Source organism: Aeromonas sobria (assembly GCF_006243315.1).
Classification (GTDB): Bacteria; Pseudomonadota; Gammaproteobacteria; order Enterobacterales; family Aeromonadaceae; genus Aeromonas; species Aeromonas sobria_A.
Window position 1 is genome coordinate 36,937 of record NZ_NKWE01000020.1, and the last position, 12,319, is coordinate 49,255.

General features: G+C 55.8%; 11 protein-coding genes. 6 read left to right on the top strand and 5 right to left on the bottom strand.

Translation table 11 applies throughout. The annotated features are described in order from the left end of the window. Positions 1-90: 90 nt before the first annotated feature. On the top strand, positions 91-1,608 hold the full coding sequence (locus CF137_RS05735; RefSeq protein WP_101315347.1) for an HD domain-containing phosphohydrolase: 1,518 nt from the start codon (positions 91-93) through the stop codon (positions 1,606-1,608). 150 nt (positions 1,609-1,758) lie between these two features. Here CF137_RS05735 and pgm read toward each other — a convergent pair whose 3' ends face one another. Together pgm and seqA are read right to left on the bottom strand one after the other, a co-directional pair. Then, complete coding sequence (gene pgm / locus CF137_RS05740) at positions 1,759-3,423, bottom strand: phosphoglucomutase (alpha-D-glucose-1,6-bisphosphate-dependent) (protein WP_139718332.1); 1,665 nt, start codon at positions 3,421-3,423, stop codon at positions 1,759-1,761. 58 nt (positions 3,424-3,481) lie between these two features. Beyond that, positions 3,482-3,991, bottom strand: coding sequence for a replication initiation negative regulator SeqA (gene seqA / locus CF137_RS05745; RefSeq protein WP_162515862.1), 510 nt, complete (start codon positions 3,989-3,991; stop codon positions 3,482-3,484). Between the two features lie 274 nt (positions 3,992-4,265). Between seqA and CF137_RS05750 the strand changes: the two genes are divergently transcribed. The 4 genes from CF137_RS05750 to fldA are packed head-to-tail and all read left to right on the top strand — an operon-like array spanning position 4,266 to position 6,206. Then, positions 4,266-5,048 carry an alpha/beta fold hydrolase gene (locus tag CF137_RS05750; RefSeq protein ID WP_162515863.1) on the top strand — a complete coding sequence of 261 codons (783 nt, stop codon included), beginning with the start codon at positions 4,266-4,268 and terminating at the stop codon, positions 5,046-5,048. Between the two features lie 55 nt (positions 5,049-5,103). Then, positions 5,104-5,325, top strand: coding sequence for a DUF2788 domain-containing protein (locus tag CF137_RS05755; RefSeq protein ID WP_042018776.1), 222 nt, complete (start codon positions 5,104-5,106; stop codon positions 5,323-5,325). 20 nt (positions 5,326-5,345) lie between these two features. Beyond that, positions 5,346-5,642 carry a LexA regulated protein gene (gene ybfE, locus CF137_RS05760; RefSeq protein ID WP_042018773.1) on the top strand — a complete coding sequence of 99 codons (297 nt, stop codon included), beginning with the start codon at positions 5,346-5,348 and terminating at the stop codon, positions 5,640-5,642. 39 nt (positions 5,643-5,681) lie between these two features. Next, complete coding sequence (gene fldA / locus CF137_RS05765; protein ID WP_042018772.1) at positions 5,682-6,206, top strand: flavodoxin FldA; 525 nt, start codon at positions 5,682-5,684, stop codon at positions 6,204-6,206. 65 nt (positions 6,207-6,271) lie between these two features. On the opposite strand, the gene CF137_RS05770 is transcribed toward fldA, so the two are convergent. Beyond that, complete coding sequence (locus CF137_RS05770) at positions 6,272-6,745, bottom strand: DUF4442 domain-containing protein (protein WP_162515864.1); 474 nt, start codon at positions 6,743-6,745, stop codon at positions 6,272-6,274. Between the two features lie 242 nt (positions 6,746-6,987). On the opposite strand from CF137_RS05770, the gene fur reads away from it, so the two are divergent. After that, the gene (gene fur, locus CF137_RS05775) at positions 6,988-7,416 is read left to right on the top strand and encodes a ferric iron uptake transcriptional regulator (RefSeq protein WP_042018769.1); all 429 of its coding nucleotides are present in this window, start codon (positions 6,988-6,990) and stop codon (positions 7,414-7,416) included. 120 nt (positions 7,417-7,536) lie between these two features. On the opposite strand, the gene glnS is transcribed toward fur, so the two are convergent. Both glnS and CF137_RS05785 read right to left on the bottom strand, forming a co-directional pair. Next, positions 7,537-9,198, bottom strand: a complete 1,662-nt coding sequence (gene glnS / locus CF137_RS05780; RefSeq protein WP_139691483.1) for a glutamine--tRNA ligase — start codon at positions 9,196-9,198, stop codon at positions 7,537-7,539. A 348-nt stretch (positions 9,199-9,546) separates the two neighbouring features. Then, positions 9,547-12,210 carry a beta-N-acetylhexosaminidase gene (locus CF137_RS05785; RefSeq protein ID WP_139718334.1) on the bottom strand — a complete coding sequence of 888 codons (2,664 nt, stop codon included), beginning with the start codon at positions 12,208-12,210 and terminating at the stop codon, positions 9,547-9,549. Positions 12,211-12,319 lie beyond the last annotated feature (109 nt).

The window sequence follows — 12,319 nt, forward strand, 5'->3', positions numbered from 1 at the left end:
ATTTTCGAGATCAAATATAATTTCTCAATAAGTTTCCTATCCTTAGTTAAGCAGTTAATGTAAGCACAGGATGCCAAACAGGATTGTATGATGGATGACCAAATCCTGATTATTGATGATGATGATCTCGCGCTTCCAAGCACGCAGCAAGCAGGCTGGAAGGTGATGATTGTTGACGATGAGCCCGAAGTGCATCGCATCACCAAAATCACCTTGAACAAATTCGAGTTTGACAATCGTCCCATCGATTTTCTGCATGCTTATTCTGCGGCCCAGGCCAAAGAGTTACTTGCCGTGACACCGGACGTGGCATTGCTGCTGTTGGATGTAGTGATGGAAGTTGACCACGCAGGTCTCGATGTCGTGAAGTATGTCCGTGAAGAGCTGCAAAACAAGATGGTACGCATCGTGTTGCGTACTGGCCAGCCAGGCCAGGCGCCGGAAGATGATGTGGTCACCAACTACGACATCAACGATTACAAGGATAAAACCGAGCTAACTTCCCAGAAGCTGCGCACTCTGCTGCGGGCCAGCCTGCGCTCCTATCGTGATATCCGCACCCTGGAGAGCAACCGTCAGGGGCTGGAAAAAGTCATCGAAGCCTCCAAGGGGATATTTGAGAAACGGGCGCTACGCCAGTTTGTCGAGGGGGCACAAGAACAGCTTAGCGCCCTGCTTCATCTTGGCGAGACCCAGATATACGACGTCAAACAGTACGCCTATGAGGTCAGGGATCAACTGCTGGAGCCACTGCTGCCGGGCCATTCAGCCATGCTGCTGACGGAAGCGCCCGAGATCCTCCGTCAAGCCATGCACATGCAATGCAATATCTATGGCATCAACCAGATGGTGCTCTATTGCCAGAACCCACGCCACCATCTGCTGTTCCATATCGAGACCACTCGGCAACTCAGCCAGATGGATACCGGGCTGCTGACCCTGTTTACCGAAAACATCATAGTGGCGCTTGAGAACATCCGCCTTAACGAGGTGATCGCCGATAACCAGCGGGAAATTATCTACCGCATCGGTGAGTTGGTTGAAACCCGATCCAAGGAGTCGGGCCTGCACGTCAAACGTGTGGCGCTCTATACCGAGCTCTTTTGTCAGCTGCTTGGCATGAGCGAAGAACAAAGCGAATTGATTAAACGGGCATCCCCTTTGCACGATATTGGCAAAGTTGGCATTCCTGATGCCATCTTGCACAAGCCGGGTAAATTAACGCCTGAAGAGTGGGAGGTAATGAAAACTCATGCCCAGCTCGGGCAGGATATGCTCTCCGGCAGTGATCTGGCGCTGTTCCAAATTGGCGCCACCATCGCAGGCAACCACCATGAAAAGTGGAATGGTGGCGGCTACCCTCGTGGTCTGAAAGGGGATGATATACCGCTGGAGGGAAGGGTTGTGGCCTTGGCAGATGTGTTCGATGCCTTGGGCTCGGATCGCTGCTACAAAAAAGCCTGGCCGCTGGACAAGGTGCTGGCCCTGATAGAAGAAGAGAAAGGGCAACACTTCGATCCCCAGCTGGTCGAGCTGATGATGAACAATCTGGACAAGTTTTTAGAGATCCGTGAACAGCACAAAGACGTCTATATTGGCGAACACTAGGTCCGGATCGTTGCCAACGATAGCTCAATAAAAAAACCGAAACCCATTGATGGGTTTCGGTTTTTTTTATCTCACAAAGATCAGCTAATAATGCATCTGCCCATAGCTAACATATTGAGCCCTGCCTCGTTCTGGAGCCAAGGCTGCTAATTAGACACCCGCCTTGGCCAGCGCGGCAGAGACGATCTGCTGGGCTTCTTGCTGGATCAGATCAAGGTGTGCTTCACCCTTGAAGCTCTCCATGTAGATCTTGTAGATGGACTCGGTGCCGGAGGGGCGCGCCGCGAACCAGCCGTTCTCGGTCACCACCTTGAGGCCGCCGATGGCAGCATCGTTACCCGGTGCTTTGGTCAGCTTGGCGATGATGGGCTCACCGGCCAGGGTAGAGGCTTCCACCAACGCAGGATCCAGCTTGGAGAGTACCGCTTTCTGGGCGCTGTTGGCTGGCGCGTCGATACGGCGGTAGCTGGAGCGGCCAAATTTGGCTTCCAGCGCGTCATAGTGAGCCTGTGGATCCTTGCCGGTCACCGCCAGAATTTCGGCTGCCAGCAGCGCCAGAATGAAGCCATCCTTGTCGGTGGTCCAGACGGTGCCGTCTTTACGCAGGAAGGAGGCGCCAGCGCTTTCCTCGCCACCAAAGCCGAACTCGCCGCTGTAGAGACCATCCACGAACCACTTGAAGCCGACCGGCACCTCTTTCAGGGTACGGCCAATCTCGCCAGCCACTCGATCGATCATCGAAGAAGAGACCAGCGTCTTGCCGACCGCAGACTCCTTCGACCAGCCGGTGCGATGGGTGAACAGATACTGGATCGCCACCGCCAGATAGTGGTTCGGGTTCATCAGGCCGGACTTGGTGACGATGCCGTGACGGTCGTAGTCAGGGTCGTTGCCAAGAGCGATGTCGAACTTGTCTTTCAGGGCAATCAAGCTCGCCATGGCGAACGGGCTGGAGCAGTCCATCCGGATCTTGCCGTCTTTATCCAGGGTCATGAAGGAGAAGGTCGGGTCGACCTTGTAGTTCACCACCTCGATGTTCAGACCATAGGTCTTGGCGATGACGTCCCAGTAGGCGACGCCGGAGCCACCCAGCGGATCGACACCGATCTTGATGCCCGCGTTCTTGATGGCCTCCATATCCAGCACGTTCTTCAGATCATCCACATAGGGGGTGACATAGTCGTGCTCCACCACGAACGGGCTCTTGAGGGCTTCGGCGAACGGCATCCGTTTCACGCCGGCCAGACCCGCTTCCAGAATGGCGTTGGCACGGTCTTCCACCCACTTGGTGATCTCCCCTTCCGCGGGGCCACCGTGGGGCGGGTTGTACTTGAAGCCACCATCTTCCGGCGGATTATGGGACGGGGTGATCACCACACCGTCAGCGCGGGCAGCAGGCTTGCTGGCCCCTTCTTTGCCAGAGTTGTAGCGCAAAATGGCGTGGGAGATGACCGGAGTCGGGGTAAAACCGAGGCCAGCTTGAATGCGAGTTTCAACGCCGTTGGCCGCCAGCACTTCGACAGCGCTGGCAAAGGCGGATTCGGACAGGGCGTGGGTATCCATGCCGACAAACAGCGGGCCAGTGATACCGGCCTGCTGGCGATACTCCACCAGCGCCTGGGTCACCGCCAGAATGTGGGATTCGGTAAAGGCGTTGTGCAAGGCACTGCCACGGTGGCCGGAGGTACCAAAGGCAACCCGCTGTTCGGGGCGGCTCATGTCCGGCTTGTTGAGGTAGTAGGCGCTAACCAGACGGGGGATATTGGTCAGGTCGCTTAAACGGGCCGGTTGACCGGCGTGGGAATGCTGAGCCATAGCGTGTTCCTTGCGTAATGGCGGCCTTGGCGGGCAAGGCCTGAGTCTTGAGAAGTCGTTAAATAGCGCCACACACCTGCGCGATCACCTCTTCGCCATAGCTCATGCTGACCATCATCTGAGCCACCATGTTTTGCTTGCGACGAGTGTTGGTATTGGTGATCACCCAGAATGGGGTTTCCGGTACCGGCTTGGGCTTGGTGGTACTGCCACTGGCGCGCAGAGCCTCAGGATCCCGCGAGAAATAGACCCGAGTACGGCCCTTGATTTCGGTCGCCTGGGTAAACCCGGCGGGGTCATCCCCATAGAGGGTGCTGAGCACCCGCATAAAGCGGTTGATAGACTTCTCTTCTTTTTGCAGCTCACCAGAATCGAGCAGGAGTTGCAGCCCCTGCTGCGCGGTTACCACCTTGGGCTGTACGACAGCCACTGGCTCGGCAGCGGGCACACGTGCGTGAACAGGCTGTTCCAGCAGGCGACGCAGGATATCGGAGGCACTCTCACCAATGTGCCGGGTCTGGCTGGCGATATAGAAGTAGAGATCGTCATCAAGCTCGATGGTTTTCATAGGGATGCGCTGGACTCGTCGAAATTCGGATGCGGCGATTATACATAGGCAAACCCGACAGCCCAAGCAAGGGGCTGGCAGATGTACATGAATCTCATCGAGAATACGGCATAATAGCGGGCCAAGTGTGTGATCAGCCGCACTGATAGCCGATCTGGACGGGATTTTTTAGAAAAAAAACCACATAAATTTCCCATCCTTTGGACGAAATCCTTTTCTTTCCAGTGCGTTAAATAAAACCGCGATACGCACCCACGACCGACAAGGTGTCATTTTGCAACAAAACAGCATATTGAACTTCAAGGAGCAGGGTCAGGGCCCGGCAGTTATTCTGATCCATGGCCTGTTTGGCAGCCTCGACAATCTGGGTCTGCTGGCCCGCCCCCTCTGCGAGCAGTACCGGGTCATCAGCATCGATCTGCGCAACCACGGCGCCTCCTTTCATAGCGGCGAGATGAGCTATCCGGCGCAAGCTGCCGATATCCTGACCCTGATGGATCAGCTGGAGATTGCCGACGCCACCCTGATTGGCCACTCGATGGGGGGCAAAGTCGCGATGCAGGTCGCCAAGCTGGCGCCTGCACGTGTGACCAAGCTGGTGGTGGCCGACATGGCACCGGTCGCCTATCCCCACTCCCGCCACCAGAATGTCTTTGCCGGGCTGAATGCCACCCTGAACACGCCGCCGCAAAGCCGCAGTGAGGCAGAAGCCATGCTGGCGCAGCACATCGAAATCCCTGGGGTGCGCCAGTTCCTGCTCAAATCCTTTGCCAAAGGCGAGCATGGCTGGGGCTGGCGCTTCAACGTACCCGCCCTTGAGCAAAACTACGCCAACATCATGGGGTGGCCAGCGGATGAACACCGCTTCGAGGGCCCGGTGCTCTTTATCAAAGGGGGGGATTCTGACTATATGCAGCCGCAATACAGCGAGGCGGCGCTGGCTCAATTCCCGGCGGCAAAGGTGCGAATCATCGCGGGTGCGGGTCACTGGCTACATGCGGAAAAACCGGCCTTGTTCAACAAATTGGTTGTGGATTTCCTGTCGATAGGCGGTTAACAGTTTCAAATCCTTTGTGATATAGTGCGCCGGTCATAAGGAGTGTGCGCAATCCATGCTAAGTGAACATATCGACCTGATCGAAAGTGTGGGCCTGAAATTATTTTTTCTGGCCATCTTCATCTTGATTGGTCTTGCCATTCATGACGTACTCAAGCGCGGCAATGTGCCCCGTTTTGGCCGTTTTGTCGTCTGGTTGGTACTGTTTCTGGGTTGTGCGGGTTTTGTCGCCAAGGGGCTGATCGAACTGGGCTGGGAAGGCTCAGGACTCGGCTAACTTATTTTCATCTGTGATGTATGGCCAAACAGCAAACTGATCGAACAACACTGGATCTGTTCGCAACTGAGAAGCGCCCCGGCAGGCCAAAAACCAATCCACTCCCCCGCGAGACCCAGCTCAAGATCAACAAGCGCAATCAGCTTAAGCGCGATCGAGACAATGGGCTCAAAAGGGTAGAGTTAAAGGTGGAGGCCGAGTTGCTGGAGCGCCTGAACCAACTTGCGTTACAACAGAACATCAGCCGAGCCGAGCTGATCCAATCTATTCTGAAACAACAGACTGAATCCGCCTTTGCGGTGGAGACATCAGTCTGAGCGTTAAGCATTAACACCAAATACGGGTAACTAAACACTATGGCAAGTGTAGGTCTGTTTTTTGGCAGCGATACCGGTAATACCGAAGCTGTCGCCAAGATGATCCAGAAAGAGCTGGGCAAGCAACTGATTGAAGTCCGAGATATTGCCAAGAGTAGCAAGGCCGATATCGAGAGCTTTGACCTGCTGATGTTCGGTATCCCGACATGGTACTACGGTGAAGCTCAGGCCGACTGGGACGACTTCTTCCCTGATATGGGTGAAATCGACTTCACCAACAAGCTGGTTGCCATCTTTGGTTGCGGTGATCAGGAAGATTACTCCGAGTATTTCCTCGACGCGATGGGCACTCTGCGTGACATCGTCGAAGCCAAAGGCGCCATCATCATCGGTCACTGGCCTACTGCCGGTTACGAGTTTGAAGCCTCCAAAGCGCTGGTCGATGACAAGCACTTTGTCGGTCTGGGTATTGATGAAGATCGTCAACCCGAGCTGACCGCCGAACGCGTCAAAGGCTGGTGCAAGCTGTTACACGAAGAGATGTGCCTGGGAGAGCTGGAGTAATCCGTTCACCCTTACCTCTCTTAAGGGCCCCGATGGGGCCCTTGTTGTATCTGTGATGTGGCGGCTTATCCACCCCTGTGCTCAGGTTTGGATCTGACATACAGCGTCCGCTTCACCTGCGCTACCAGCTCACCCCCCTTGTCCTGCACCGTCACCTCGAACTCGGGGAAGTGCTTGTTGCCCCCCTCGGTCGCCGCCACTATCTCGGCCAGCTTCCCCTCGGTCAGGTTGAACTCGGCCACCAGCTTGCCCTTGCCCGGTTTGATGTAGTTGATGCTGCCCGCCTTGTCCCAAACGTAATAGCGATTCTTGAAGTAGCCCATCAGCATCAGCGGATAGATGGGGTCCGTCATGGCAAACATGCTGCCGCCAAACTGGGTGCGGTTGGCATTCTTGTTCCACCAGCGGGATTTCAGGGTCACCCGGCAGTAGCGAAAGTCATCGCTCAGGGTCTCTATCTTGATACCGGCACCCCAGAAGGGGGGCCAGGCATTGAGTGCGCGGCGCACCCAGGCCGCATTGCCAAAAAGCCAATCCATGGTTCTCATCCGACCAGATGTGTGAAAGTTACATACTATCAACATCTCCAATACCAGCAAGTCGGATCACACGATAGATTATTTCAATCCATCCCCCCATTCATGGCTAAAGCCTTTGAATTACTGGGTTTATTTTTAGGGATGGTGCGACCTATAATGACAAGCCAAGCGAGTTCAAGGTTGCCATTCCAGTGGCAGTCCATCAGAATAACCTCACCTTCGAGAATGCGAATAAGTAGAATATGGCAGACAACAACCAAGCGTTAAAAAAGGCCGGGCTCAAGATCACCTTGCCCCGGGTCAAAATCCTGGAAATCCTGCAACAGCCGGACTGCCAGCACACCAGCGCCGAAGATCTCTATAAACGACTGATCGACCTGGGTGAAGAGATTGGTCTCGCCACCGTCTATCGCGTTCTGAACCAGTTTGATGATGCCGGTATCGTGACCCGTCACCACTTCGAAGGTGGCAAGTCGGTATTCGAACTGGCGACTCAGGAGCACCACGACCATCTGGTTTGCCTCGACTGTGGCAAGGTGATCGAGTTTTCCGACGAGGTGATCGAGCAGCGTCAGCGTGAAATCGCCAAGAGATTCAATATCCGTCTCACCAACCACAGCCTCTACCTCTACGGTCATTGCGCGGCAGGTGATTGCAAGCACGACCATTAAATCGGGCTATCACACTCGATAACGGACAATAGACGGAAATAAAAAAGCCAGCATCAGCTGGCTTTTTTATTTCCGATTGGCAGCAGAGAAGAGCAGGGTCTCCCCTGCCCTTGTGGCCACTTAGCCTTCGGCCTTACCCCAAACATCGCGCAGGGCAACGGTGCGGTTAAACACCAGATGCTGCGGGCTGGAGAGCTTGTTGTCAGCGCAGAAGTAGCCTTCACGCTCGAACTGATAGGCAAACTCCGGCTTGGCACTGTGCAAGGAGGCCTCGACACGGGCACCCTCGATGATCACCAGCGAATCCGGGTTCAGAGCGGCTTCGAAGTCATCCTCGGCACCCGGGTTCGGCACCTTGAACAAGCGGTCATAGAGACGCACTTCGGCTGGCAGGGAGTGAGTGGCGCTGACCCAGTGGATCACCCCTTTCACCTTGCGGCCATCCGCCGGATCCTTGCCCAGGGTCTCGGGATCGTAGGAGCAGTAGATGCAGGTGACCTTGCCATCGGCATCTTTCTCGATGCGCTCGGCTTTGATCACATAGGCATTGCGCAGACGCACTTCCTTACCCAGCACCAGACGCTTGAACTGCTTGTTGGCTTCTTCTTTGAAGTCCGCTTCGTCGATGAAGATTTCGCGGGTAAAGTTCAGCTCGCGGGTCCCCATCTCGGCATTGCTCGGGTGGGCCGAGGCAGTCAGCACTTCGTCGGTAGCCAGATTCTCGATGACTACTTTCACCGGATGCAGCACGGCCATGGCGCGCGGAGCATGCTCGTTGAGATCTTCGCGAATGCAGGCTTCCAGCATGCTCATCTCGACGATGTTGTCCTGCTTGGTCACACCGATGCGCTTGCAGAACTCGCGGATGGAGGCCGGGGTGTAGCCACGGCGGCGCAGACCGGAGACGGTCAGCATGCGCGGGTCATCCCAACCATTAACGTGCTGCTCGGTCACCAGCAGGTTCAGCTTGCGCTTGGACATGACGGTGTATTCGAGGTTCAGACGAGAGAACTCGTACTGACGGGGGTGGCAGTCGATGGTGATGTTGTCCAGCACCCAGTCGTACAAACGGCGGTTGTCCTGGAACTCCAGGGTACAGATGGAGTGGGTGATCCCTTCCAGCGCGTCCGAAATGCAGTGGGTGAAGTCATACATCGGGTAGATGCACCACTTGTCACCGGTCTGGTGGTGGTGAGCAAACTTGATACGGTAGATAACCGGATCACGCATCACCATGAAAGGGGACGCCATGTCGATCTTGGCACGCAGGCAAGCGGTGCCTTCGGCACACTCACCGTTCTTCATCTTGGCAAACAGCGCCAGGTTCTCGGCCACGCTGCGATCGCGGAACGGGCTATTTTTGCCCGGCGCAGTCAGGGTGCCGCGATACTCGCGCATCTGCTCGGCGGTCAGCTCATCCACATAGGCCAGACCTTTTTCGATCAGCTCGATGGCATAACCGTGCAGCTTGTCGAAATAGTCGGAGGAGTAGCAGATCTCGCCGCTCCACTCGAAGCCAAGCCACTGCACGTCCTGTTTGATGGACTCAACGTATTCGATATCTTCTTTCACCGGATTGGTGTCATCGAAACGCAGGTTGCATTGGCCCTGATAGTCACGGGCGATGCCGAAGTTCAGGCAGATGGACTTGGCATGGCCGATATGGAGATAACCGTTCGGCTCGGGCGGGAAACGGGTATGCACGCTGCTGTGCTTACCACTGGCCAGATCTTCATCAATGATCTGACGAATAAAGTTCGTTGGGCTGTTCGCCTGAGTCATGGCTCACCTCAAAAATGCGTCACTGGCGGAAGTCGTGCCGGTTGGCACCCTCATACCCCCGCCGTCAAGCCGGGTATGATCCCTCATTACGCGCCCTGCCTCAACCTGAATTTGGCCGTTCCCAGCCATTGAACCGCTAAAAAAACCGCGGTTTGCCCAATTTTAAGCAGGCATCATAAAAAAGCCCCGCACAAGGCGGGGCAGAAAGTGATGAAAAACAAACAGACAATACACACACACAACAAAGGCTCACACGCACAGTCAACCTTTCCCAAACCCGATACGTCATCCATCGCCCTTGGGAAAGGCGGGTCTTGCGACCCACCTCATGTTAACGGTTGACGGCTATCAGTTCAGTTCGGTGACGCGGCTGGTGCGCTTGCCATCGAAGCTGGTGGTACGTAGCCAGACCTTGCCATTTACGCTCGGCTTGGCCGCAGCATCGTAGGCAGTCCAGGTGGAGCCATCCATGCTGTACTGGATAGGCAGACCCGGCAGATCCACGTTCGCTTCCAGCACACCGTTCACCACTTTGGCACCCGGTACGGAGAGGCGGTATTCAACACCGCTTTGATCCAGCTTCGGCAGCACGCGCTGACCCAGCAGGTTGGCAAACTGGTTCCACTCTTTGTTGAGGGTAGCCTTGTTGACATGCTTGGTCTCGCCAGAGAACTCGCGACCCTTCACATAGTTCAGCTCGAAGCCACCTTTGTGCCAGGCACGCTCGGCCACGGAGAAGATACGCGGGTAGACCATGTACTCATACTGAGCATCGGTACGCACGGTTTCACTCCACTGCTGACCGGAGATCCCCTTGAACTTGACCGGATCCTGGTCACCCTTGGCCACGAAGGCGTTGCCGTCGCGGTCAACCGAGGTCTCGGCGTTCTGCGGCAGGTTTTCCGGGGCGAAGGCGAACACCTTGCGAGTGTCGTTAAAACGGGTTGCCCAGTAGTAACCACGCTCAGCCGGGTGCACTTCGTTCGGGAAGTCGAAGTAGAGGTAATCCGGGTTGGACAGCACCACTTCGTAACCCTTGTGCGCCCACTTCATCGCTTCGTTGAAGCCACCCCAATAGAGGGTTTCCCAGAAGTTGACACGGGTATTTTCAGTCGCAAAATCTTTGGAATTGGCCGCGTACTTCAGACCATCTTCCCACGCCTGCAGGGTTGACAGGCCGCGGTCTTTGACCATCTGGCTCACTTCTTTGGCAAAGAAGACCGGCAGTTCGCCCACTTCCTTGATCTTGCCATCGTCGATCATCTTCTGGCACATCGGGGACTTGCCAAACGGCTTGTCCTGCTTGCTGGAGTCGATATTGCCCTTCCAGCCGACCAGCTCCTCTTTCTTGGTGACGGCCGGGTCCTGATAACCACCGCCCTGCATGATGTTCTTCGCCTCGTCACCACCGTAATGCCATGCGGTCAACGGCTGACCGGCGGCCTGGTGCATCTGGGCCACTTCATCCATCACCTTGGCCACGAAGGTCGCAGCACCCGGCTGGCAAGGGTTGATGAAGGACATCTTGTCGTAGAACTGCACCGAGGTAACGTTGGAGGTGTCAGCAGGGTCAGTCAGACGGAACTGGTTGGCTTCGGCTTCTTTGCCTTCCGCCATCAGACGCTTGTAGCGCGCTTCCATGGAGACCACGGCAGCACGAGCATGGGCCGGCATGTTGATCTCGGGCACCACGGTCACACCGCGCGCCTTGGCATAACGAACCAGATCCACGTAGTCAGACTTGCTGTAGAAACCGGAACCCTGGTTGTCGCTGGTCGGGCCGGAACCCAGCTGCGGCATCAGGCACTTGGTTTCGGACTCGTCGTGGCAACGCTGGCTACCGACTTGAGTCAGCTCCGGCAGACCCGGGATCTCCAGACGCCAGCCTTCATCGTTGGTCAACCCCAGGTGCAGCACGTTGAGCTTGGTGGCAGACATCTGATCAACCAGCTTCTTCATGGTCTCCAGGCTGCGGAAGTGACGGGCCACATCGGTCTGCATGCCACGGTATTCAAAGCGCGGCGCATCCTCGACGGTCATCTGGCTCACCAGCTTGTCATCGACACCCAGCAGGGAGATCAGGGATTGTGCGCCCCAATAAGCCCCTTCGATATCATGACCCTGGATCACAGTGCCTTTTTTGCCGATGGTCATGTCATACCCTTCGGCCTGCTTGAGCTTGCTACCAAGTTTGATGGTGACTGGATAGCCGGTGTCGGAGAGGGTAACACCCAGCTTGGTCAGTTCAGCCTTCAGAACCTCGGCGCGATCGCTTGGCAAGTCCAGGGCATTGAGTTTGATGGTAGAGAAGTCAACCTGCGGACCAGCCTTGACCACTTGCTTGAGCGGGGTCGGCAGGATCTGGTTGTCAATCTTGCCAGCGGGCAGCAGCGCGCTGGTCTGGTTGGCGGCGAAACGGGTTTCGCTGTTCATCAGGATGTTCTTGTCATCCTTGGTGCGCTTCCAGCCATCGGCCGGCATCGGCTTCTGGTAGGTGCTGGCATCATTGATATTGCTCATGCTGGCCAATACTTTCGGCTCGGCACCTTCGCTGGCGACATACCAGTTCGGCATGATGTCAGATTCGAACAATACCCAGTACTCCACCACCAGCGGCACTTCGACCGTGGCATCCTTGGCAAAACCCTGGAACTTATCGGTTGGCGTCAAACGATATAGGTCGCCAGTCATGGGGGTAATGGTGAACTGGTCATTATCCACCCGCTGGATACGACGGATGGAGGAGATGTAGATGCTCCAGTCTTTGGAATCCACATCGGCACCGGTGTTGGTCAGATGCAGCTTGGCAACGCCACAGCTTGCCCACTCGGAACCGAGCGCTTGGCAATCGAGGCCGGCACCGGCACCGTCGTTGGTGACCACTTCATACTTGACCACCAGGTTGCTGGCGAGGGAGTCAACCACGGCTTGCTTGGCGGCATCAGCTGCCAGTGCGGGGCCTGCAAAAACGGTAGACATGGCAATGGCTAACAGAGAATGTTTCAAGTTCATAACTGCTGCTCTCGTTTGAAGTAAAGGTTGGATTTTCTTGGCTTTTTTATATTGGGCCCCTGAGCGGGGCCCTTAATTATGTCAACAATGGACTTAGACTTGAGGTGAG